General features: G+C 66.1%; 22 protein-coding genes and 2 tRNA genes. 1 reads left to right on the top strand and 23 read right to left on the bottom strand.

Features of this window, described 5'->3' with window-relative positions; genetic code table 11:
* Positions 1 to 281: 281 nt before the first annotated feature.
* A complete protein-coding gene (locus tag AAFN86_RS06905; RefSeq protein ID WP_347542539.1) occupies positions 282 to 545 on the bottom strand; it encodes a DUF1467 family protein in 264 nt (87 codons plus the stop codon).
* Between the two features lie 84 nt (positions 546 to 629).
* Between AAFN86_RS06905 and AAFN86_RS06910 the strand changes: the two genes are divergently transcribed.
* Positions 630 to 1310, top strand: a complete 681-nt coding sequence (locus tag AAFN86_RS06910) for a hypothetical protein (RefSeq protein WP_347542540.1) — start codon at positions 630 to 632, stop codon at positions 1308 to 1310.
* A 24-nt stretch (positions 1311 to 1334) separates the two neighbouring features.
* Here AAFN86_RS06910 and AAFN86_RS06915 read toward each other — a convergent pair whose 3' ends face one another.
* From AAFN86_RS06915 to lon, 22 genes are all read right to left on the bottom strand, one after another.
* Positions 1335 to 2219 (bottom strand): tetratricopeptide repeat protein, encoded by an 885-nt coding sequence (locus AAFN86_RS06915; RefSeq protein ID WP_347542541.1) that lies wholly within the window; start codon positions 2217 to 2219, stop codon positions 1335 to 1337.
* Between the two features lie 75 nt (positions 2220 to 2294).
* The gene (locus tag AAFN86_RS06920) at positions 2295 to 3941 is read right to left on the bottom strand and encodes a ribonuclease J (RefSeq protein WP_347542542.1); all 1647 of its coding nucleotides are present in this window, start codon (positions 3939 to 3941) and stop codon (positions 2295 to 2297) included.
* 5 nt (positions 3942 to 3946) lie between these two features.
* Positions 3947 to 4765: a type III pantothenate kinase gene (locus AAFN86_RS06925; RefSeq protein WP_347542543.1), complete on the bottom strand. Its 819-nt coding sequence runs from the start codon at positions 4763 to 4765 to the stop codon at positions 3947 to 3949.
* A gap of 3 nt (positions 4766 to 4768) precedes the next feature.
* A complete protein-coding gene (locus AAFN86_RS06930; RefSeq protein WP_347542544.1) occupies positions 4769 to 5500 on the bottom strand; it encodes a biotin--[acetyl-CoA-carboxylase] ligase in 732 nt (243 codons plus the stop codon).
* Positions 5497 to 6918: an NADH-quinone oxidoreductase subunit NuoN gene (nuoN, locus tag AAFN86_RS06935; RefSeq protein ID WP_347542545.1), complete on the bottom strand. Its 1422-nt coding sequence runs from the start codon at positions 6916 to 6918 to the stop codon at positions 5497 to 5499. Before nuoN ends, AAFN86_RS06930 begins: the two co-directional genes overlap by 4 nt.
* Positions 6919 to 6922: 4 nt before the next feature.
* On the bottom strand, positions 6923 to 8434 hold the full coding sequence (locus AAFN86_RS06940) for an NADH-quinone oxidoreductase subunit M (RefSeq protein ID WP_347542547.1): 1512 nt from the start codon (positions 8432 to 8434) through the stop codon (positions 6923 to 6925).
* Positions 8431 to 10347: an NADH-quinone oxidoreductase subunit L gene (nuoL, locus tag AAFN86_RS06945; protein WP_347542549.1), complete on the bottom strand. Its 1917-nt coding sequence runs from the start codon at positions 10345 to 10347 to the stop codon at positions 8431 to 8433. Before nuoL ends, AAFN86_RS06940 begins: the two co-directional genes overlap by 4 nt.
* Positions 10348 to 10351: 4 nt before the next feature.
* The gene (gene nuoK / locus AAFN86_RS06950; protein ID WP_198374373.1) at positions 10352 to 10660 is read right to left on the bottom strand and encodes an NADH-quinone oxidoreductase subunit NuoK; all 309 of its coding nucleotides are present in this window, start codon (positions 10658 to 10660) and stop codon (positions 10352 to 10354) included.
* A 1-nt stretch (position 10661) separates the two neighbouring features.
* A complete protein-coding gene (locus tag AAFN86_RS06955) occupies positions 10662 to 11345 on the bottom strand; it encodes an NADH-quinone oxidoreductase subunit J (protein WP_347542550.1) in 684 nt (227 codons plus the stop codon).
* A 9-nt stretch (positions 11346 to 11354) separates the two neighbouring features.
* Positions 11355 to 11843: an NADH-quinone oxidoreductase subunit NuoI gene (gene nuoI / locus AAFN86_RS06960; protein ID WP_347542551.1), complete on the bottom strand. Its 489-nt coding sequence runs from the start codon at positions 11841 to 11843 to the stop codon at positions 11355 to 11357.
* Positions 11844 to 11856: 13 nt separating this feature from the next.
* Positions 11857 to 12870, bottom strand: a complete 1014-nt coding sequence (gene nuoH / locus AAFN86_RS06965; RefSeq protein ID WP_347542552.1) for an NADH-quinone oxidoreductase subunit NuoH — start codon at positions 12868 to 12870, stop codon at positions 11857 to 11859.
* A gap of 4 nt (positions 12871 to 12874) precedes the next feature.
* Positions 12875 to 14908, bottom strand: a complete 2034-nt coding sequence (gene nuoG, locus AAFN86_RS06970) for an NADH-quinone oxidoreductase subunit NuoG (RefSeq protein WP_347542554.1) — start codon at positions 14906 to 14908, stop codon at positions 12875 to 12877.
* A 431-nt stretch (positions 14909 to 15339) separates the two neighbouring features.
* The gene (gene nuoF, locus AAFN86_RS06975) at positions 15340 to 16635 is read right to left on the bottom strand and encodes an NADH-quinone oxidoreductase subunit NuoF (RefSeq protein ID WP_347542555.1); all 1296 of its coding nucleotides are present in this window, start codon (positions 16633 to 16635) and stop codon (positions 15340 to 15342) included.
* 2 nt (positions 16636 to 16637) lie between these two features.
* Positions 16638 to 17261, bottom strand: a complete 624-nt coding sequence (locus AAFN86_RS06980; protein ID WP_347542556.1) for an NAD(P)H-dependent oxidoreductase subunit E — start codon at positions 17259 to 17261, stop codon at positions 16638 to 16640.
* Positions 17258 to 18484: an NADH-quinone oxidoreductase subunit D gene (locus AAFN86_RS06985; RefSeq protein WP_347542557.1), complete on the bottom strand. Its 1227-nt coding sequence runs from the start codon at positions 18482 to 18484 to the stop codon at positions 17258 to 17260. The genes AAFN86_RS06980 and AAFN86_RS06985 overlap by 4 nt, the downstream gene beginning before the upstream one ends.
* A complete protein-coding gene (locus AAFN86_RS06990) occupies positions 18481 to 19143 on the bottom strand; it encodes an NADH-quinone oxidoreductase subunit C (protein ID WP_347542558.1) in 663 nt (220 codons plus the stop codon). The genes AAFN86_RS06985 and AAFN86_RS06990 overlap by 4 nt, the downstream gene beginning before the upstream one ends.
* A complete protein-coding gene (locus tag AAFN86_RS06995; RefSeq protein ID WP_347542559.1) occupies positions 19136 to 19693 on the bottom strand; it encodes an NADH-quinone oxidoreductase subunit B family protein in 558 nt (185 codons plus the stop codon). Before AAFN86_RS06995 ends, AAFN86_RS06990 begins: the two co-directional genes overlap by 8 nt.
* An 8-nt stretch (positions 19694 to 19701) precedes the next feature.
* The gene (locus AAFN86_RS07000) at positions 19702 to 20070 is read right to left on the bottom strand and encodes an NADH-quinone oxidoreductase subunit A (protein ID WP_347542560.1); all 369 of its coding nucleotides are present in this window, start codon (positions 20068 to 20070) and stop codon (positions 19702 to 19704) included.
* A 225-nt stretch (positions 20071 to 20295) separates the two neighbouring features.
* Positions 20296 to 20372 (bottom strand) — tRNA-Asp (locus AAFN86_RS07005).
* Between the two features lie 254 nt (positions 20373 to 20626).
* Positions 20627 to 20699, bottom strand: a tRNA-Val gene (locus AAFN86_RS07010).
* Positions 20700 to 20773: 74 nt separating this feature from the next.
* On the bottom strand, positions 20774 to 21049 hold the full coding sequence (locus AAFN86_RS07015; protein ID WP_347542561.1) for an HU family DNA-binding protein: 276 nt from the start codon (positions 21047 to 21049) through the stop codon (positions 20774 to 20776).
* A 242-nt stretch (positions 21050 to 21291) separates the two neighbouring features.
* Entirely contained in the window at positions 21292 to 23697 is a 2406-nt protein-coding gene (gene lon / locus AAFN86_RS07020; protein ID WP_347542562.1) for an endopeptidase La, read from the bottom strand.
* Positions 23698 to 23727: the final 30 nt, after the last annotated feature.

Here is a 23727-nt window from a genome sequence, read left to right on the forward strand (position 1 = left end):
ATACGCAAGCAAGGTGTGAATGCATGGTTTCCGCTTGCGGCCGCGCACGCAGAAGCCCTAGAAAAAGAAAGGGCCGCGCCCCAAAGGTCGCGGCCCAAGTTTAGGGAGGAAACGCCAGTCACACGGCAGGAAGAGAACCAATCTCTTCCTGAAAATAAGAATGGCCGCACACGGCCCTGGCGACAACGAAAAATACCGCAGCGCAGGATGAAAAAAGCGGCGATGAACCGCGTCCTGCGCGAAAGCGGAGCAAACCCGGCGCGGATCTGCCCCTTTCCTGTTCAAGGCCCTGGCAGCGCCAGCGGGCCCGATCGGAAGGAGAGCCATTCACTCTCCACCAAAGCCCAAATCCCAACCCAGATGATGGCCGAAACCACTGTCGTAGCGATTGCCTTGCGCAGCAGATTCGCCGCGACCGGCGTGCCGCGCCAGCCACCCGCGGCCAGGTCGCCCTCCGGATCGGTGCGGGTGCCGATCGGCAGGATGGCGAAGAGAACCGTCCACCAGACCAGCAGGTAAACGACGAAACCGGTAAAGACTGTCATACTGCCTTAGGTGGAGCGTTTTCCGCTGGCGCGCCAGAGGGGCCTCGCCCCTGCCACACCGGCCTTCCGGATGGAGGAATTCTGATGTCCAGTATCGCGCGGCCGTTCGCATCATCCCGCATGCTCCTGCTGCTCGGAGGCGTCGCCTTCGCGACCCTGCCGTCGCTCCTGCCTGTCCTCGACAGCGCTGCCCATGCCGCCGGAGGCGGCGGCGGTGGTGGCGGAGGTGGTGGCGGCGGAGGTGGTGGCAATGGTGGCGGCAATGCGGGCGGCAATGGCGGTGGCCAGGGCGGCGGAAGCAATAATGCCGGCAACGCCGGTGGGCATGGCCAAGGTCAGGGCCAGGGCCAGGGCGGTGGCATCGGCGGCGGGCGCGGCGACAGCGGGTCGGCCTCAGCCTCCGGTCGCGGTGGTTCAGGCAGCCAGGGCCGCGGTGGCGATACCGCCGGTCGCGACCGCGGTGCGGTCGCGAGCGCCCTCGGTGCGCTGAACGCCGCGCATGCCTCGCCGACGGCGCGCGCCAACGCCGCGCCGAATTCCCGCGTCGGGCAGATCGCTTCCTATGAGCAGGCGATGCTGAGCGCACTCTCCCTGCCAGCGCGGACCCCGGCCGAGGTTGCGGTTCGCGACCATGCAATCGCGACGGCCCGGGCGCAGGAACTCGCCGCCGCGGCAAATCGCCCGGTCAGCGCGGACGTGGTGTCCCGCGTCGACAGCCTGCTCGGCCTGCCGCCCTCCGACCCGACGCTCGGGGTGCCGCGGTAACAACTCGTCCGGGGCCCCTCGCCTTCACGAGGCGAGGGCCCTGAGCCGGTCGATCACCGCGGGGTCATAGGGCGAGGCGGCGGCAATGCCCTGTCGGCGAGCAAAATCCGCAAGCACGGCGCGGATCTGCGGGCCATCGCGCCCATCCACCGGCACGGTCCAGCCCCCCCGACGCGCCAGCACCGACTGCGCGAAGCGGACCAGCGGCCGGTCAGGCGTCACCACCGGGCCGCGCGCCGTCTCCGCGGCGATCCGCGCCGCAGCCTGGCGCGCCTGCGTCGTCGGTACGCGTCGCTGGAGAGCCTGGCGGTAACGCTGCGCGTCGGGAACGCGCCGACGTTCCGCCAGGGCGATGCGCGCAAGTGCCTCCGCCTCATCGGGTGCCGTGCCGTCGCCGACGACCTGCATCAGGCCCATGGCGAATTGCGCCTCGGGGAGGCCGCGTTCGGCTGCGCGCTGGAACCAGACCGCGGCCCAGGCGGGCTCCCGCGACGTACCGTCGCCGGCTTCGATCAGCCGGGCCAGGCGATACTGCGCGTCGGGCACGCCCTGCTGGGCGGCACGATGCAGCCAGGGGATCGCCGCCGCGGCGTCACGCCCGCCGTCGGTGCGATAGAGGTGACTGCCTGCGACGAGCAACTGCGCGTCGGGATCGCCGAGATCGGCGGCGGCCTCGATCAGCCGGGATGCACGGTCGGGGTCGGGTGCGGTGCCGCGCGGCGGGTACATGGCGCGCAGACCGTCGCGATGCAGTCCCGCGGCCTGCGCCCGCTCCTGCGCGGTGGGAACAGGCGGTGGCTGACTCGGGACCGATGCGCCGCCGCCGAACACCGCACAGCCCGACACCAGGCCGGCCATGACGAGCAGCAACAGCGGGTGACGAGCGTCCCGGAAGCTATTGTGAGCCATGGCCATCCCCCTCTGGCACCGTGCGGCAGACGGCGCAGATCTGCCAGGACCCTGCCAACATGACGGCAGGAGGCGTCAGAGCCTGAGCAGATGCACCTCGACCATCGGCCGCTTGCGCAGCCGCTTGCCGACCGCCTTGCGCAGCGCCGATCGTGCTGCCTCGCGCAGCTGGTCATCCTCGCGCTTCAGGGCCGCCGGCATGTCGGCCAGGGCACGGCGGAACTCGGCGGCGATCACCACCGGCTCGGCGTCGCCAACCTCGAACAGGCCGGGGGCGGAGATCTGCGGTTCGCCCAGCACCCGACCCTGCGCATCCACCGCCAGCGACGCGACCACCATGCCGTTGAACATCATGCGCCGGCGGGCAGCGATCAGCGCGCCGTCGATCGGCAGCAGCCGGTCGCCATCGATCGCCAGACGCCCGGTGGGCACGCCTTCCACGACCTCCGGCCGATTGCCCGACAGGCGGAGCACGTCGCCATCCTCAATAAGGAACGGGATTGCGCCGCATTCCTTCGCCAGCGCCCCATGTTCCTGCATGTGCCGCCATTCGCCATGCACCGGAACGGCATAGCGTGGCTTCACCAGGGCATAGAGCCGCTTCAACTCGTCGCGCGCAGGATGCCCGGAGACGTGGACCATGTGGTCCTCATCCGTCATCACCTTGCAGCCGCGTCGCGCCAGGCCATCCTGGACGCGCTGGATCGCCTTTTCATTCCCCGGAATGCGGCGGGAGGAGAAGATCACCGTGTCCCCTTCCCCCAGGGCGATGTTGGGGTGGGTGTCGTCGGCGATCTTGGACATGGCCGATCGCGGCTCGCCCTGGCTTCCGGTGCAGATCAGAAGCAATTCGTCATCGGGCAGGTAGTCCGCTTCTTCCTCGGGCACGAAGGCGGGCACGGTCTTCAGGTAGCCGCATTCGCGCGCCGCGGCCTCGATGTTGCGCAGGGAGCGCCCGAACAGGGACACCTGCCGCCCGGCCGCGCGCCCGGCGAGCGCGATCGATTCCAGCCGCGCGACGTTGGAGGCGAAGCCGGTCACCGCGATCCGCCCCTGAATCCCGCGGATCAGCGCCGTCAGGTTGCGTCGCACATCGGCCTCGCTGCCCGAATGGCCTTCCACCATGGCGTTGGTGGAATCACAGACCATGGCAAGCACGCCTTCCTCACCCAGCGCGGCGAAGGCGGCCTCATCCGTACGCGGCCCGATCAGCGGATCGGGGTCGAGTTTCCAATCGCCGGTGTGCAGCACGGTGCCATGGCGGGTGCGCAGCACCAGCGCCTGGGATTCCGGTACCGAATGCGCGACCGGCAGGTATTGCAGGTCGAACGGGCCGAGGGTGAAGCGGGCGCGCGGCTGCGTCACCAACAGCGGCACTTCCTGCATCATGCCCGCTTCGGTCAGCTTGCGCGTCAGCACTGCCGCGGCGAAGGGTGTCGCGAAGATCTTGCAGCGGAACTGCCGCCACAGATGGACCACGGCGCCGATGTGGTCCTCATGCGCATGGGTGATCACCAGCCCCAGCAACCGGTCGCGGCGTTCCGCGAGCCATGCCGGGTCGGGCACCATCACATCGACCTCGGGGTTGTCATGCCCGGCGAAGCCCAGGCCGCAATCGACCGCGAGCAGCGCATCGTCGCAGCGATAGACACTGAGGTTCATGCCGATCTCGCCGGTCCCGCCCAGCGGGAGGAAGGCGAGGTCGCCGGATACGGCGTTCATCGTGTTCAGTCGGAATCCGATCGGAGGGGGTCGCGCAGGGCGCTGTGGTGGAAAACGGGCACGGGATTGCGGTCCGCAAGCAGGCGCAGACCTTCCAACGTGATGTCGGGGTCTGTCTTCTCGATGACAAGGGTCCCCTCGGCAAACAGGGATGCCAGGCCGCCGGTTGCGACAACCTTCAGCGGCGCCCCGTATTCGGCCTTGATGCGGGATATGATGCCCTCGATCAGGCCGACGTAACCCCAATAGATGCCGGATTGCATGGCCGGCACGGTGGAGCGGCCGATCACCGCCTGCGGCCGGCCGATGCCGATGCGTGGCAGGCGGGCGGCGGCACGGTGCAACGCCTCGATCGACAAGTTGATGCCCGGGGCGATGACGCCGCCGAGATAGGCGCCATCGCCGTCCACCACGTCGAAGGTGGTCGCCGTGCCGAAATCCACCACCACCAGCGGGCCGCGGTAATGGGTGTGGCTTGCCAGCGCGTTCAGCAGCCGGTCGGCGCCGACCTCATTGGGCTGGTCCACCCGGATCTCGAAACCCCAATTCAGGTGGGCTCGGGCGATCAGGGGCTCGGTATCGAACCAGTCGCGGCACAGCCGGCGCAAATTGTACAGCGCGGCCGGCACAACGGTGCCGATGACACAGCGGGTGATGTCATTGGCATTCACCCCGGAATGCTGGAACAGCGCCAGCAACCAGACCGCGTATTCATCCGATGTGCGGTCCGTGCGGGTGGCGATACGCCAGCGTCCGCGCCATTCCTTCCCGTCATGGACGGCGAAGACAACGTTCGTATTGCCCGCATCGACGGCAAGCAGCATGACTCAGGCGACCTCTCCGGAGGCGAACGCTTCCACGCGTCCGCCGGTGTCGAGCAGCAGCCGGCCATCTTCGGCAAGCCCTGCGAAACGGCCGGCTATCTCGGCGCCCTGGCGGCGAATGGCAAGGGGCGCGCCCGCCACCGGGCCGCGCGCCAGCCAAGCCGCCAGGATGGGGCCGAAGCCATCGACCCGGCGCTCGGCGCGACGGCGATCGAGTGCGGTGAGCAGGTCGGCGGCAAAGGCCTCGGGCGCCGGCGGCACGATGCCAAGGCCGGCGAGGCTCGCCGTGGTGCGGCCTGGAACCTCCGGCGCCTGGGCGAGATTCACGCCGATCCCCAGGCAGACCCAGGCGAGGTTCCCTGCCCCATCGGTCCCGGTCTCGGCTAGGATCCCGGCCGCCTTGGCACCGCCAAGCATCAGGTCATTCGGCCATTTCAGCGTCAGCAAGGACGGGGCGGGCAGGAACGGCAGCAACGCATCGGCCAAGGCGACCGCCGCGAGGAAACTCCACTGCGGCGCCAGCCGCATCGGTTCGTCCGGCCGCAGCAGCACCGACAAATGGAGGTTGCCGGAAGGCCCCTGCCAGGCACGCCCCTTGGTGCCGCGCCCGGCCGTCTGCTGCCGGGCAAGGATGGCAATGCCATCCGGTCCGCCTGCCTCAGCGAGCCGGATCACCTCGTCCGAGGTGCTGGACAGCGCCTCATGGACTTCAAGGCGGAAGCCCGCCGGGCTCACCCCAGGATCGAGGCGACGGCCGCCTGCGCCGCGGCGATCAGCGGCGCCGGATAGAGGAAGAACAGCGTGGTGAACAACCCCGACGCGGCCATCACGAAGGAGGTCGCCGCCGGCCGGGCATCGAGCGCGCCCGCCGACTCATCGAAGAACATCACCTTCACGATCCGCAGGTAGTAGAAGGCCGACACCACTGAGGACAGCACGCCGACGATGGCGAGCGTCCAAAGCCCGGCATCGATCGCCGCCTTGAAGACGAACATCTTGCCGAAGAAGCCGGCGAGCGGCGGGATGCCCGCCATCGAGAACATGAAGATCGCCATCCACACCGCCATGGACAGGTCGGTCTTCGCCAGCCCGGCGAGGTCCGAAACCTTCTCCACCGCCCTGCCCTGCCGCCGCATCGCCACCAGCACCGCGAAGGCGCCGAGGTTCATCAGCAGGTAGATCGCCATGTAGACCAGCAGCCCGCGAATGCCGGCTTCCGACGCCGCGGCGAGGCCGACCAGCGCATAGCCGACATGGCCGATCGAGGAATAGGCCATCAGGCGCTTGATGTTCGACTGCCCAATGGCGGCGAAGGCGCCGAGGACCATGGAGAGCAGCGAGATCACCACGATCACCTGCTGCCATTGTCCGGCGAGATCCCCGAATGGCCCGCCCAGCACGCGGGCGAACAGGGTGATGGCGGCGACCTTGGGGGCGGCGGCGAAGAAGGCCGTCACCGGCGTCGGCGCACCTTCGTAGACATCGGGCGTCCACATGTGGAACGGCACCGCCGAGACCTTGAAGGCCAGGCCGACGATCACGAAGACCATGCCGACGATCACGCCAGGGGTCGCCTTGGCCGGATCCGACAAGGTATCGGCGATACGGTCGAAATTCGTCGTGCCCGCGAAGCCGTAGACCAGCGAGGAGCCGTAGAGCAGCAGCCCCGAGGCCAGCGCGCCGAGCACGAAATACTTGAGGCCCGCCTCGGCCGAGCGTTCATCATCGCGGTTGAAGGCGGCGACGACATACAGGCTGAGCGACAGCAGTTCGAGCCCAACATAGAGCGCCATCAGGTCGTTCGCCGAGACCATGACCAGCATGCCGAGCGTCGCGAAGACCAGCAGCACCGGATACTCGAAGCGGTCGAGCCCTTCCCGGGCGTTGAAGTCGAGCGATAGCGCGACACCCGCCGCGGCGCCGATCAGGATCAGCACCTTGGCGAAGCGGGTGAAGGCGTCCGAAACCACCAGCCCGCCAAAGCCCGCCCCTTCCGGCGCACCCAGGACCAGCACCGCGGTCAGCAGGAAGGCACCGATCGCCGCCATGGCGCAGGGGAAATATGTATTGCCCTTCGGCAGGACGCCGACGCCGAGGATGGCGAGGCCGGACAGCCCAAGGACGAGTTCCGGCAGCGCGAGGGTCCAGTTCATCGGCTCACATCCCCGCCAGGCGTGCCGCACCGAGTGCGGCCTCATGCCGCACCACCAGCGCGGTCACCGAGGCTTCAAAGAAGGACAGGAAGGATTGCGGCGACACGCCCATCCACACGGCGAGGATGACGAGCGGCGCGAAGACCAGGTGTTCCCGTGGCGACATGTCGAACAGGCCGAACAGGTCCTGCTTCGTCACCTTGCCGAAGGCCACACGCTTGTAGAGGAACAGCATGTAGGCCGCCCCCAGGATCATGCCGAGCGCCGCACCGAAGGCGACCCACGCATTCACCTTCCACGCCGCGACGATCACCAGCAACTCCCCGGGAAAGCCGGCGAGGCCCGGTAGTGCAACGGATGCCATGGTGAACAGCATGAAGACCAGCGCATAGGCCGGCATGATCTTCGCGACCCCGCCATAGCGCGCGATTTCGCGCGAGTGGACGCGGTCATAGAGCACGCCGACGCACAGGAATAACGCGCTGGCGACCACGCCATGGCTCAGCATGGTGAACAGCGCACCCGACAGCCCCTGCACGCTGAAGGTGAAGATGCCGAGGGTGACGATGCCCATATGAGCGACGGAGGAATAGGCGATTAGCTTCTTCATGTCCTCCTGCGCCAGTGCGACCAGCGAGGTGTAGACGACCGCGATGACCGACAGGGCGTAGATGAAGGGCGCGAAGTCGGCCGATGCCTGCGGCAGCATCGGCAGCGAGAAGCGCAGGAAACCATAGGCCCCCATCTTCAGCAGCACGCCCGCCAGGATCACCGAACCTGCCGTCGGGGCTTCGACGTGGGCGTCCGGCAACCAGGTATGGACCGGCCACATCGGCACCTTCACCGCGAAGGACGCGAAGAAGGCGAGGAAAATCCAGGTCTGCAGCGACGGCGGAATGGCGTGCTCGAACAGCGCGGGGATGTCGGTCGTCCCTGCCCGGAACCACAGCAGCAGGATCGCGAGGAGCATCAGCACAGAGCCGAGCAGCGTGTAGAGGAAGAACTTGAAGGACGCATAGACGCGCCGCTTGCCGCCCCATACCCCGATGATCAGGAACATCGGGATCAGCACGCCTTCGAAGAAGACGTAGAAGACGATGAAGTCGAGGGCCGAGAACATCCCCACCATCATCGTCTCGAGCACCAGGAAGGCGACCATGTATTCCCGGACGCGGATCCGCACCGCATCCCAGGCGGACAGGATGCAGATCGGTGTCAGCAGCGTGGACAGCAGGATGAACAGCACCGAGATGCCGTCAACGCCGACGTGATAGGTGATGCCGAATTCCGTCAGCCAGTCGAGCCGCTCGACGAATTGGAAACCGGGATCGGATTTGTCGAAGCGGAACCACAGGATCAGCGACAGCGCGAAGACGATCAGGCTGGTCCACAGCGCGGTCCAGCGCGCATTGGAGGCGACGACCTCCTCCTCTCCCCGCAGGGTCAGGATGAAGGCGGCGCCCACCAGCGGCAGGAAGGTCAGCAGGCTCAGCAGCGGGAAGCCGGCGGCGTTCATCGGGCGGCTCCGAAGACGAGCAAGGAGACGAAGACCACGAGACCCGCGATCATGGTGAAGGCATAATTGGCAACACGGCCCGTCTGGATGCGCACGGCACCCTCCGCGACCTCGACGGCCAGGGAGGCGGCGCCGTTCGGCACACCGTCGATTACCCCGGCATCGACCTTCTGCCACAGCACCCGGGCGAGCGCGCGTGCCGGACGGACGAAGATCGCGTCGTACAGCTCGTCGAAGTACCACTTGTTCAGGAGGAACAGGTAGATGCCGTGGAAGGTGGCGGCGAGCTTCCCCGGGATCGACGGGGCGAACATGTACATGATGTACGCGAGCGCGATGCCCGACAGCCCCACCACGGTCGGCGCCAGCGGCACCCATTCGGGTACCTCGTGGACCGCGTGCATGATGTGGTTGTGCGGCGCGTTGACGATCGCCCCGTTCCAGAAATGCTCCCAGTCATGCCCGATGAAATACGGCGCGAAGACCGCACCGGCGCCGATCGCGCCGGCGGCGAGTACCAGCAGCGGCGCCAGCATCACCCAGGGGCTCTCATGCACATGCTCCATCGTGTGATGGTCGGCACGCGCTTCCCCATGGAAGGTCAGGATGATCAGCCGCCAGGAATAGAAGGCGGTCAGGAAGGCGGCGGCCATGCCACAGGCCCAGGCATACATGCCGACGCCGGAATGCGCGGCGAAGGCGGCTTCGATCATGAAGTCCTTCGAGTAGTACCCGGCGAAGAACGGCACACCCGCCAGCGCCAGGGATCCGATCCAGAACACCGTGTAGGTGACCGGAATCTTCTTCCAGATGCCGCCCATCCTGCGGATGTCCTGCTCGTCGGACATCGCATGGATCACCGACCCCGCGCCGAGGAACAGCAACGCCTTGAAGAAGGCATGGGTGAACAGGTGGAAGATCGCACCCTGGTACGCGCCGACGCCAAGGGCGAAGAACATGTAGCCAAGCTGCGAGCAGGTCGAATAGGCGATGACGCGCTTGATGTCGTTCTGCACGCAGCCGATCGTCGCCGCAAACAGCGCGGTCGATGCGCCCACGACGGTGACGATGGCCAGCGCCGTCGGCGCGTATTCGAAGACCGGCGACATCCGCGCGACCAGGAACACGCCTGCAGTGACCATCGTTGCGGCGTGGATCAGCGCGGAGACCGGCGTCGGCCCCTCCATCGCATCCGGCAGCCAGACATGCAGGCCTAGCTGTGCCGACTTGCCGCAAGCGCCGAGGAACAGCAGAACGCAAATCACCTCATAGGCCGGCAGCCCCGCGAAGGTCGCGTCGCGGTGCTGTTCGACCGCGGCGAAGATCGTGCCGAACTCGACCGAGCCGAAGGTCCAGAAGGTCAGCGCCAGGCCGAGCATGAAGAACAGGTCGCCGACCCGGTTGACGATGAACGCCTTCATCGCCGCCGCGCAGGCGCTTTCCTTCTCATACCAGAAGCCGATCAGCAGGTAGGAGGCGAGGCCCACCCCTTCCCAGCCGAAGAACAGCTGCACCAGGTTGTCCGCCGTCACCAGCATCAGCATCATGAAGGTGAACAGCGACAGATAGGCGAAGAAGCGCGGACGCGACGGGTCGTGCGACATGTAGCCGACGCTGTAGATGTGGATCAGCGTCGAGATGAAGGTGACCATGCCGACCATGACCGCCGACAGCGTGTCATAGCGCAGCGCCCAGGATACCTCGAAGTCACCGACATCGACGAAGGTCAGGATCTCCAGCGTCTGCGGCGCGTGGCCGAAGGCGACGTGGTAGAAGGCGGCGACCCCGCAGGCGGCGGCCAATACCATGCACAGGACGGTGACCGCCTGGGATGCCTTGTCACCGATCCAGCGGCCGAAGAAGCCGGCAATGATGGCACCCAGCAGCGGGAAGAAAACGGCGCCGACGAACATGGCCTCAGCCCTTCAGGGTCGAGATATCCTCGACCTCGATCGTACCGCGGTTGCGGAAGTAGATGACCACGATGGCGAGGCCGATCGCCGCCTCTGCCGCCGCCACCGTCAGGATGAACATGGTGAAGACCTGGCCCGTGAGGTCGCCCAGCGCCGCCGAGAAGGCCACCAGGTTCAGGTTCACGGCGAGCAGGATCAGTTCGACCGACATCAGGATGACGATGACGTTCTTCCGGTTGAGGAAGATGCCGAACACGCCAAGGACGAGCAGGATCGCCGAGACGGTCAGGAAATGCGCGAGGGAAACGGCCATCTCAGTGATGCCCCCCATGACCGTGATGTTCGACTTCCTTGGGCTTCGCTTCCTCCGGCGCCGGCGGCCTTTCGATGCCGATCACCTTCAGCCCCGCCCCCTGCGGCACCGAACGCAGCGAGACGGATCCGCTGCGCGAGATCTGCTCGGCAACATTCTGCCGGCGCGTGCCCGGCCGCTGGCGCAGCGTCAGCACGATGGCACCGATCATCGCCACCAGCAGGATCAGCCCGCAGGCCTGGAACAGGTAGATGTAGTCCGTATAGAGGATGCGCCCGAGCGCTTCCGCATTGGTCATGCCCGCCGGCGTCGGGTTCAGCCGCAGCGTCGCCGCCTCCGGCGCGAAGCGCCAGGTGGTGACCACCATCAGCAATTCGACCAGCAGGATCGCCCCGATGATGGCCCCGATCGGCGCGTAGCGCTGGAAGCCTTCGCGCAGCTGCGTGAAGTCGATGTCGAGCATCATCACGACGAACAGGAACAGCACCGCGACGGCGCCGACATAGACAATGACCAGGATCATCGCCAAGAACTCGGCGCCCGCGAGCAGGAACAGCCCCGCCGCGTTGAAGAAGGCAAGGATCAGGAACAGCACCGAATGCACGGGGTTGCGGCTGGTCACCACCATGACCGCGGAGGCGATCAGGATGGCGGCGAAGGCATAGAAGGCGAGAGCGGCGATCATCGGACGGCCTTACCGGTAGGGCGCATCAAGGCGCAGCCGCTCGGCCAGCATCGGCTCCCAGCGGTCACCGTTATCGAGCAGCTTCTCCTTCGTGTAGATCAGCTCCTCATGCGTCTCGGCGGCGAATTCCATGTTCGGACCCTCGACGATCGCATCGACCGGGCAGGCTTCCTCGCACAAGCCGCAATAGATGCACTTCGTCATGTCGATGTCGTAGCGCGTGGTCCGGCGAGACCCGTCCTCACGCGGCTCGGCCTCGATGGTGATGGCCTGGGCGGGACAGACGGCCTCGCACAGCTTGCAGGCGATGCAGCGTTCTTCGCCATTGGGGTAACGGCGCAACGCGTGCTCGCCCTTGAAGCGCGGGCCCAGCGGCCCCCGCTCGAACGGATAATTGAGCGTCGCCTTCTTCTTGAAGAAGTACTTCAGCGTCAGCGCCATCCCCGAGACGAGCTCGGAGAGCAGCAGGCTGCGTGCGACGCGGTCGAGGGAAGCCATGGTCAGGACCCCATCAAGCCGGCAGCCAGCCGGTCAGCTTGAGAACGGCGGCCGTCAGCACCAGCCACACCAGGCTGAACGGCAGGAACACCTTCCACCCCAGGCGCATCAGCTGGTCATAGCGATAGCGCGGGAAGGTCGCGCGCACCCAGACGAAGGTGAACAGGCAGACGCAGATCTTCGCCACGAACCAGATCGGACCCGGGATCCAGTTGAACGGCGCGATGTCGATCGGCGGCAGCCAGCCGCCCAGGAACAGGATGACCGTCAGCGACGACATCAGGATCATGTTCGCGTATTCGCCGAGGAAGAACAGCGCGAAGGACATCGAGCTGTATTCGACGAAGAAGCCGGCGACGAGTTCGGATTCACCTTCGGGAAGATCGAACGGCGCGCGGTTGGTCTCGGCCAGCGTGCTGATGAAGAAGATCACGAACATCGGGAACAGCGGGATGGCGAACCACACCGTCTGCTGCGCGCGCACGATCTCCGTCAGGTTCAGCGACCCCACGCACAGCAGCACGGTCACGATCACGAAGCCCATCGAGACTTCGTAGGACACCATCTGCGCCGCCGAGCGCATAGCGCCCAGGAAAGCGTATTTCGAATTCGACGCCCAGCCCGCGATGATCACGCCATAGACGCCGAGCGAGCTGATCGCGAACAGGTACAGGATACCGACATTGATGTCGGCGATCGCCCAGCCGTCATTCACCGGGATAACCGCCCAGGCGATCATGGCCAGCGAGAAGGTCAGCATCGGCGCGATCAGGAACAGGACCCGGTTCGCGCCCGTGGGCACGATGGTTTCCTTCATCAGCATCTTGATCGCGTCGGCGAAGGGCTGCAGCAGACCGAAGGGCCCGACGACATTCGGCCCCTTTCGCATCTGCATCGCCGCCATCACTTTGCGTTCCGCATAGGTGAGGTAGGCGACGCCGACCAGCAGCGGCACCAGCAGCGCCAGCGCCTTCACGACGGTCAGGATCAGGATCCCGATCGGGTGGTTCAACAGGAAGTCGACCATCACGTCACTCCGCCGCCAGGGCCGGCGCCGGCCCGTAGATCGCGGCACACTCCGCCATGACATCCGATGCGCGGCTGATCACATCCGCCTGGTGATAGACCGGCAGCGGCAGCACGAAGGGCGCCCCGCCGACCGCACCGCCGGCCGGGCCGGTCGTATCGCCGCAGCCGCCGCGCTGGACCTCGCCCACCCGGCCAAACACCGGGCTGGCGGCAACCAGCGCCGCACGGATCGCGGCCGCGTCGTCATAGGGCAGCGCCTTGCCCACGCCTTCGCTGAAGGCGCGGATGATGCGCCAATCCTCCTTCGCCTCGCCGGGCGGGAAGATCGCGAGGCGCCCACGCTGCGCGCGACCCTCGGTGTTCACCCAGGTCGCGTCCTTCTCGGTATACGCCGCGCCCGGCAGGATCACATCGGCGCGCCCGGCCATCGCGTCGCCATGGTGGCCCTGATAGACGACGAAGGTGCCTTCCACGATGCGCGCCGGGTCGAAGCCATCCGCATTCAGCAGCCACAGCGCATTGACGCCGCCGGCCAGCATCGCATCCAGGCCCTTGGCCCCCTGCCGCGGCACGAAGCCGAGTTCCAGCGCGCCGACCTGGCCACCGAACAGATGCAGCAGGTTGAAGCCGTGCCACTCCGGCGTCAGCGCGCCGACTTCCGCCGCCAGCGCCCAGGCCGCGGCCAGAACCACCGCGCCATCCGCCCGCTGCAACGCGCCGCGACCGAGGATGATCATCGGCTTCTGCGCCGCCTTTAGCGTGTCCGCGAAGGCATTGATCGCCTGCGGGCCGTCGCCCAGATGCGTCGCCGGATAGGTCAGGTCCAGCCCGCGCGGCCCGACATAGGCGACCGGGAACTTACCCTGCGTCCAACGCTTGCGGATGCGCGCGTTCAGCACCGGTGCCTCGCGGCGCACATCGCTGCCGATGATCAGCAGCGCGTCGGCCTCGTCGATACCGGCGATGGTGGTGTTGAAGCGGTAGAAATCCGGGCGGGACGCATCGATCGCCGCGCCGTCATCCCGGCAATCGATGTTGGCCGACCCATAGGCCGCCATCAGGTCCTTCAGCGCCAGCGTGCTCTCGGCATCCGCCAGAGCGCCGGCAACCGCACCGATGCGATCGCCCGGCAGCGAGGACAGCTTCGCCGCGATCGCCGCGAAGGCCTCGGGCCAGGTCGCCGCGACCAGCTTGCCGTCCTTGCGGACCCATGGCCGATCCAGCCGCCGCCGCTTCAGCCCATCGAAGGAAAAGCGGCCGCGATCGGCCATCCATTCCTCGTTCACCGCCTCATTGATGCGGGGGATGATGCGCAGCACTTCAGGCCCGCGCGCATCGACGCGGATGTTGCAGCCGACCGCGTCCAGCACGTCGATGCTGTCGGTCTTCTTCAATTCCCAAGGGCGCGAGACGAAGGCATAGGGTCGCGAGGTCAACGCGCCGACCGGGCAGATGTCGATCAGGTTGCCCGACAGCTCCGAGGTCAGCGCCTTCTCGACATAGGTGCCGATCTCAAGGCTCTCGCCGCGATTGGTCCCGCCCAGTTCCGGCGTGCCCGCCACTTCGGCCGAGAACCGGACGCAGCGCGTGCACTGGATGCAGCGCGTCATCACGGTCTTCACCAGCGGACCGATATTCTTGTCCTTCACCGCCCGCTTCGCCTCGCTGTAGCGAGACGCGTCGGAGCCGAAGGCAACGGCCTGATCCTGCAGGTCGCACTCGCCGCCCTGGTCGCAGATCGGGCAATCCAGCGGGTGGTTGATCAGCAGGAACTCCATGACGTTGCGCCGGGCCTGTCGGACCACGGCGCTGTCGGTGAAGACCTTCATCCCGTCATTCACCGGATAGGCGCAGGACGCGACCGGCTTCGGCGCCTTCTCCACCTCGACCAGGCACATGCGGCAATTGCCCGCGACGGACAGCCTCTCATGATAGCAGAAGCGCGGGATTTCCCTCCCTGCCGCCTCGCAGGCCTGCAACACGGAAGCCCCGTTCGGAACTTCGACCTCGATGCCGTCAACCGTGACCTTGGCCATCGCGCTTACTCGCCCCCCTGGAATAGGAAATTTCGTCCGCAAATTGCGTGTGCGAAGACCCTTGCTTCCGATGTGGGCTGAGCAACAATGCCGTTACTTGTATAAACGCAAGACATTTGACTTCTCGGGCTCGACGTGTAGCTGCCAATCTGCTGAAGATGCGCAGACTGCCCCCTCGTATCAATTGCACAACTGCTGGAGACAACAGAGAACCCATGCGAGCATGATAGAGTCGCGGTACCGCCTTGTTGCACTACGCTACGGTATTCAAAAATATAGAGCCCCGAAAGAAATAATACCCCCAACGAAGTACCGACACCAACAACAGCTGCGACAATCATCTGCGTTATACCGAGCCTGATTCCTTGGACCCAAAGAGTGGGCTTTTCCTCGGGTGCGGCCGCAGGAATTGGAGCACGCGCCATCGCCGCTTACTCCGCGGCCATGCGCGTATGCCGCGCCTTGTAGGCCATGATGCGTTCTTCCATCACCGGTCGGAAATGCCGGATCAGCCCCTGCACCGGCCACACGCCGCCATCGGCGAGCGCGCAGATCGTGTGCCCCTCGATGCGCCGCGTGACGTTCTCGAGCAGGTCGATCTCCTCGATCTCCGCGTTGCCCTCGACCATGCGGTTCATCAGGCGCATCTGCCAGCCCATGCCTTCGCGGCAGGGTGTGCACTGGCCGCAGCTTTCATGCTTGTAGAAGGCCGCGAGCCGCGCGATCGCCTTGATGATGTCGGTGGACTTGTCCATCACGATCACCGCCGCAGTGCCGAGGCCCGAGCGATGCTCGCGCAGCGCGTCGAAATCCATCAGCACATCGTCGCAGATCGACTTGGGCAGCAGCGGCGTGGACGACCCGCCCGGGATCACGCAGAGCAGGTTGTCCCACCCGCCGCGCACGCCGCCGGCGTGACGTTCGATGAGCTCCCGCATCGGGATGCTCATCTCCTCCTCGACATTGCAGGGCTTGTTCACATGGCCCTGGATGCAGAACAGCTTGGTGCCGGAATTCTTCGGTCGCCCGAAGCCGCTGAACCAGGTCGCCCCGCGCCGCAGGATTTCCGGCACCACCGCGATGGTCTCGACGTTGTTCACCGTGGTCGGGCAGCCATACAGTCCGACAGCCGCCGGGAATGGCGGCTTCAGCCGCGGCATCCCCTTCTTGCCTTCCAGCGATTCGATCAGCGCCGTCTCTTCGCCGCAGATATACGCACCCGCGCCGCGGTGCAGGTACAGGTCGAAATCCCAGCCCGACCCCGCCGCGTTCTTGCCAAGCAGCCCTGCGTCATAGGCCTCGTCGATCGCGGCCTGCAGTGTGACGCTCTCGTTGTAGAACTCGCCACGGATGTAGATGTAGCCCGCATGCGCGCCCATGCCGACGCCGGCGAGCAGACAGCCCTCGATCAGCGTATGCGGATCGTGCCGGACGATGTCGCGGTCCTTGCAGGTGCCAGGCTCGGATTCGTCGCAGTTGACGACGAGATAAGACGGCCGCCCATCCGACTGCTTCGGCATGAAGGACCACTTCATGCCGGTCGGGAAGCCCGCGCCACCCCGGCCGCGCAGGCCGGAATTTTTCATCTCCTCGACAATCCAGTCGCGGCCCTTGGCGATGATGCCCGCCGTGCCGTCCCAGTTGCCGCGTTTGCGCGCCGCCTCTAGCCCCCAGTGCTGCGCACCGTAGAGGTTGGTGAAGATGCGATCCTTGTCGGCCAGAGCCATGACTATTCCCCTGCCCCCGGCACCTCGGTCAGCACCAACGGCCCGCCATCCGGCGCGCTGTTCAACCGCCCGATCGTGCTGCCCGGCTTCGGCCGCTCGCCGCGCTTCAGCGCCTCGATCAGCGCGACGGTGCGCTCGTAGTCGAGGTCCTCGTAGAAATCATCATCGACCTGGAGGATCGGCGCATTCACGCAGGCACCGAGGCATTCCACCTCGGTCATGGTGAACAGCCCGTCCTCGCTGGTGTCGCCATAATGCTTCACGCCGCCCGCATCCTTGCAGGCGCGCAGCACGTCGTCCGACCCGCGCAGCCAGCACGGCGTCGTGCCGCACACCTGAAGATGGTACTTGCCCACCGGCTTGGTGTTGAACATGAAGTAGAAGGTCGCGACCTCGTAGACGCGGATCGGCGGCATCGACAGCCGCTCGGCCACGGCATCCATCCCGACGCGCGGCACCCAGCCACTGTCGGTCTGCCGCTTCATCTGCTTCTGCACGACATAGAGCAGCGGGATCACCGCGCTCGCCTGTTTCCCTTCCGGATAGCGCGCGACGATCTTCGCGATCTGCGCCTCGCTCTCCGCATCGAAGGCGAAGTGCGAAGGCTCCTCGTGATGAACGCTCACCGGTCGATCTCCCCGAACACCACGTCGAGCGAACCGATGATCGCCACGGCGTCGGCCAGCATGTGACCCTTCGACAGCACTTCCATCGCCTGGAGATGCGCATAACCCGGCGAGCGGATCTTGCAGCGATACGGCTTGTTCGTCCCGTCCGCGACCAGATAGACGCCGAACTCGCCCTTCGGCGCTTCCGTTACCGTGTAGGTCGCACCCGCGGGCACGTGATAGCCCTCGGTATACAGCTTGAAGTGATGGATCAGCGCTTCCATCGAGCGCTTCATCTCGCTGCGCTTCGGCGGCGTGATCTTGTGGTCCTGCGTCTTGATCGGCCCCGGCTTCATCTGCGCCAGGCACTGATGAATGATCTTCAGGCTCTCCTTCATCTCGAGCACGCGCACGAGATAACGGTCGTAGCAATCGCCGCGCGTGCCCACCGGCACGTCGAATTCCATCCGGTCGTATACGTCGTATGGCTGCGCCTTGCGCAGGTCCCACGCGCAGCCTGATGCGCGCAGGCAGGGGCCGGAGAAGCCCCATTCGATCGCCTGTTCCGCCGTCATAACGCCGATATCGACGGTGCGCTGCTTGAAGATGCGGTTCTCGGTGACCAGGCGCTCCATGTCGGCGATGAAGGCCGGGAACTTGGTTGCCCAGTCGCCGATCTTCGCTTCCAGGCCGGCCGGCAGGTCCTTCGCCACGCCACCCGGACGGAAGTAGTTCGCGTGATAGTGACTGCCCGAGACTTCCTCGTAGAATTCCAGCAGCGTCTCGCGCTGCTCGAAGCCCCACAGTGCCGGGGTGATCGCACCGCAATCCATCACATAAGTCGTGATGTTCAGCAGGTGGTTCAGCAGCCGCGACACTTCCGCGAACAGCACGCGGATATACTGCGCGCGTTCCGGCACCTCGATGCCCAGCAGCCGTTCCGTCGCGATGGCGAAGGAATGCTCCATGCTCATCGGCGCGACGTAGTCCAGCCGGTCGAAATACGGCAGCGCCTGGATATAGGTCTTGTGCTCGATCAGCTTCTCGGTACCGCGATGCAGCAGCCCGACATGCGGATCGGCGCGTTCGACGACCTCGCCCTTCATCTCCAGCACCAGGCGCAGCACGCCGTGCGCGGCCGGATGCTGCGGGCCGAAATTGATGGTGTGGCTGTCGCCGCCATCCAGCGTCACCGTCTCGATCGGCGCCTCGCCGATGGCAGGCAGGGGCTGCGCGCTCATGCCGGGCCCTCCAGGCGATTCAGATGGACCTTCTCGTCACCAGGCAGCGAGGTCATCGCCTCCCACGGGCTCATATAGTCGAAGTCGCGGAATTCCTGGGTCAGCTGCACCGGGCCATAGGCCACGCGCTTCAGCTCCTCGTCATAGCGCAGCTCGACGAAGCCGGTCAGCGGGAAATCCTTGCGCAGCGGATGCCCGTCGAAGCCGTAATCGGTCAGGATGCGGCGCAGGTCTGGCTGGCCCGAGAAGACCACGCCGTGCATGTCCCACACTTCGCGCTCGAACCAAGTCACCGAGGGCCACAGGCCGACGACGGAGGCCACCGGCGTCGCCGCATCGGTGGTGACCACCACGCGCACGCGGTGGTTATGCGACAGGCTAAGCAGGTTGTAGACGACCTCGAATCGTTCGGCCTTCTCCGGCCAATCGACGGCGCAGATGTCCATGCATTGCTCGAAGGCGAATCGCGGATCGTCGCGCAGCATCGTCATCAGCGGCGCCAACGCGTGGCGTGGCGCCTGCACCACCAGCTCGGTGTCGGCGCATTCCAGCGTGAAGCCGGTCACCGCCGCGCCGGCAGCCTCGACGATCGCCGCGCCAAGCACGCGCAGCGGGTTCTCGGGCACGGCCTCGACGGCCGTCGTCTCGTTCTCAGCCACGCAGGATGGTCCCCGTCCGCCGGATCTTCTTCTGCAGTTGCAGGATACCGTAGACCAGCGCCTCGGCCGTCGGCGGGCAGCCAGGCACGTAGATGTCCACCGGCACGATGCGGTCGCAGCCGCGCACCACGCTGTAGGAGTAATGGTAGTACCCGCCGCCATTGGCGCAGGACCCCATCGAAATCACCCAGCGCGGCTCCGACATCTGGTCGTAGACCTTGCGCAGGGCGGGAGCCATCTTGTTGGTCAGCGTGCCGGCCACGATCATCACGTCGGACTGGCGCGGCGACCCGCGGGGGATCACGCCGAATCGGTCGAGGTCGTAGCGCGCCATGTAGGCGTGGATCATCGGCACCGCGCAGCAGGCCAGGCCGAAGGTCATCGGCCATAGCGAACCGGTGCGCGCCCAGTTCACCACCTTGTCGATGTTCGCGACGACGAAGCCCTTCTCGGTGATCTCGTCGTTCACCGCGCCGATCACCGCGTCCTGCGCCGCGCCGGGCGGCAGCGCCTGGCTGTTCCAGGCGATCTCGCTGCTGTTGCTGCTCATGGGCGCGCTCACTCCCAGTCCAAGGCGCCCTTGCGCCATTCATAGACGAACCCGACCGTCAGCACGAACAGGAAGCCCATCATCGATCCGAAGCCGAGCCAGCCGATCCCGCCCAGTGCGATCGCCCAGGGGAACAGGAACGCCACTTCCAGGTCGAAGATGATGAACAGGATGGCGACCAGGTAGAAACGGACGTCGAAGCGGTGGCGCGTGTCGTCGAAGGGCGCGAAGCCGCATTCATAGGTCGACAGCTTTTCCGCATAGGGCTTCTGGCGCGCGGCCAGAAAGGCGCCGCCCACCATGGCGATGGCGATGCCCCCCGCGATCCCGAGGAAGACGAGGATCGGGAAATATTCGGCCAGCAGCGGCTGGGTCATCGGAACCTTGCTCTCCCCTGCCCGCAATGCGGGGACATGGTTGCGCTGCGCTGCAGCATACCGCAGCGCAGCGCGGGCGGACATTAGCCGCCCTTTTCGCGCTTCGCCATAGTCCGCGGAGCCTTGTTTTCAAGCATTTGGGTTACGTCGGGTTTAGCGCGGCGGGCACAAAACGAAAGCGGCGCCCCAGGGTTCCGGGGCGCCGCATTCGTTTCCAGTCGCGCGTGGCGCGAGTGACGGGGCTCGAACCCGCGACCTCCGGCGTGACAGGCCGGCGCTCTAACCAACTGAGCTACACCCGCGTAACCGCGACAGGAGCCGGGGGATAGGGCCCGGCGACAGGATAGTCAAGCGGCCGCGCGAGTGATTCCGCCTGAGGAAGATGCAGCCCGCAGAGTTGGCCTTCACACAAGGCCGGAGGCCTGCGCGCAGCGTCGTCGAAAGCACGGCGCGGCGTGGTGCAGTGGTGGCGAATCGCGACATGCGGAGCGCCGCGCGGCAGCCGCTGCGGCGAATCGTCCTTGCCAAGCGTCGTGCGGATTGTGCCGGGAAGGAATGGGCGCTGACGGGTTCGAACCGCCGACATCCTGCGTGTAAAGCAGGCGCTCTACCAGCTGAGCTAAGCGCCCCTACCCTATGCCTATAACACGAAAGGCCGGCCCTTGCGGACCGGCCCTCGTGACGCCTGCCGATGGCGGCAGGATCAGTTCACGGCGTCCTTCAGGCCCTTGCCGGCCTTGAAGCGAACGGTCGTGCTGGCCGGGATCTTGATTTCCTCGCCGGTGCGCGGATTGCGGCCCTTGCCGGCCTTGCGCTTCGAGGTCGAGAAGGTGCCGAAGCCAACGAGGCGAACCTCGCCGCCCTTCTTCGACAGCGCCTTTTCGATCGCGGAGAAAACCGCGTCCACGACATCGCCAGACTTCGCCTTGGGCAGGTCGGTGGCCTCGGCGACGGCGGTGATGAGGTCCTGCTTGTTCACTGGGTATCCCCTCCGATGGTGCGGATGACGGGTCGGCGAGTCGGCCAACCGGGTCGGGGCGGAGACTAGGAGCGCGGGTTTCGCACCGTCAACGACAGACCATCGGATGCGCCGCGGAAAACCGCCATTTGCGGCGCATCATGCGGCAGGAATGCAACGCTGGCCTGGGTTTTCCACAGAAAACCCCGGCGAAGCCATGCTCCGCCGGGGTTTCTGACGTTTGCGTCATGCGCGAATCGGGGTCAGTGCGGCAGCACGGTCCCGACCGGTGCGGCTTCCCCGGCGCGCGGTGCCGGTGTCTCCTCCGGCTCCGCCCAGGTGATCGCCTCGGGCTTCTTCACCAGCGCCCGGCCGATCACCTCGTCGACATGAGACACCGCGATGATCTCGAGGTTCTTCTTCACGTTGTCGGGGATCTCGGCGAGGTCCTTCTCATTGTCCTTCGGGATGAAGACCGTCTTGATGCCCGCGCGCAGCGCGGCCAGCAGCTTCTCCTTCAACCCGCCGATCGGCAGCACCCGGCCGCGCAGCGTGATCTCGCCGGTCATGGCGATGTCGCGCCGAACCGGGATGCCGGTCAGCACCGACACCATGGACGTCGCCATGGCGATGCCCGCGGAAGGCCCATCCTTGGGCGTCGCCCCTTCCGGGACGTGCACATGGATGTCGCGCTTCTCGAACATCGTCGGCTTCAGGCCGAAGCTGGTCGAACGCGACCGCACATAGGACATCGCGGCGGAGACGGATTCCTGCATCACGTCGCCGAGCTTGCCGGTGGTCTTCACATTGCCCTTGCCGGGCAACATGACCGACTCGATCGTCAGGATCTCGCCACCCACCTCGGTCCAGGCCAGGCCGGTGACGACACCGACCATGTCCTCGGCCTCGGCCTCGCCGTAGCGGAACTTCCGCACGCCGGCGAACTTCTCGAGGTTCTTGTGGGTGATCGCGACCTTCTTGGCCTGCTTGGAGACGATCTCCTTCACCGCCTTGCGCGCGAGGCCCGCGATCTCGCGCTCCAGGCTGCGGACGCCGGCTTCGCGCGTGTAGTAGCGAATCAGGTCGCGCAGCGCGGCGTCGGTCACCGACCACTCGCCATCCTTCAGCCCGTTCGCCTCGCTCACCTTTTTCATCAGGTGGCGCTTGGCGATCTCAACCTTCTCATCCTCGGTGTAGCCGGGGATGCGGATGATCTCCATGCGGTCCAGCAGCGGCTGCGGCATGCGCAGGCTGTTGGCGGTCGTCACGAACATCACGTCCGACAGGTCGTAATCCACTTCCAGGTAGTGGTCGGCGAAGGTGCTGTTCTGCTCGGGATCCAGCACCTCCAGCAGTGCGGAGGACGGGTCCCCGCGCCAATCGGCGCCGAGCTTGTCGATCTCATCGAGCAGGAACAGCGGATTGCTGGTCTTCGCCTTCTTCATGCCCTGGATCACCTTCCCGGGCATGGAACCGATATAGGTCCGGCGATGGCCGCGCACCTCGGCCTCGTCCCGCACGCCGCCGAGCGACATGCGCACGAAGTTGCGCCCCGTCGCCCGCGCGATGGACTTGCCGAGCGACGTCTTGCCCACGCCCGGCGGCCCCACCAGGCACAGAATCGGCCCACGGATCTTCGGCGAGCGCGACTGCACCGCCAGATACTCGATGATCCGCTCCTTCACCTTCTCCAGGCCGAAATGGTCGGCATCGAGCACCTTCTCCGCCTCGATGATGTCGTTGCGGACCTTGGAGCGCTTCTTCCAGGGGATGGTCAGCATCCAGTCGAGGTAGTTGCGCACCACCGTCGCCTCGGCGGACATCGGCGACATCGACCGGAGCTTCTTGAGTTCCTGCATCGCCTTCTCGCGCGCTTCCCTGCTGAACTTGGTGGCCTTGATCTTGGCCTCCAGCTCGGCGGCCTCGTCCTTGCCGTCCTCGCCCTCGCCCAGTTCCTTCTGGATCGCCTTGAGCTGCTCGTTCAGGTAGTACTCGCGCTGCGTCTTCTCCATCTGCCGCTTCACGCGGTTACGGATGCGCTTCTCCACCTGCAGCACGCCGATCTCGCCCTCCATATGGGCGAAGACGCGCTCGAGCCGCGCCGTCACGGACGGCGTTTCCAGCAGCTCCTGCTTCTCGGGGATCTTCAGGCCGAGATGCGAGGCGACGGTGTCCGCGAGCTTGGCCGGCTCTTCGATCTGGTTGATCGAGACCAGCACCTCGGGGGCGATCTTCTTGTTGAGCTTGATGTACTGCTCGAACTGGGAAACCACGGTGCGCGCCAGGGCTTCCGCCTCGCGCGGCTCGGCAGTGGTTTCCTCGACCGGCTCGGCGAAGGCCTCGAAGTAGTTCGCGGTCTCCTTGAAGGCGGCGATCTTGGCGCGGCGGCCGCCCTCGACCAGCACCTTAACGGTGCCGTCCGGCAGCTTCAGCAGTTGCAGCACCGTCGAGACGGTGCCGACCTGATACAGGTCATCGGCCCCAGGATCGTCCTGGGCCGCGTTCTTCTGGGCGACGAGCAGGATCTGCTTGTCGTCCTTCATCACCGCTTCCAGCGCGCGGACCGACTTCTCGCGGCCGACGAACAGCGGGACGATCATGTGCGGAAATACCACGATGTCCCGCAGGGGGAGCACCGGAAGCAATTCGCCGCGGATGGTATCCGTCATGTGACCTCACTAGGGACAGTCGGCGCCCGA

This window comes from Roseomonas sp. CAU 1739 (genome assembly GCF_039839775.1).
GTDB lineage: Bacteria > Pseudomonadota > Alphaproteobacteria > Acetobacterales > Acetobacteraceae > Neoroseomonas.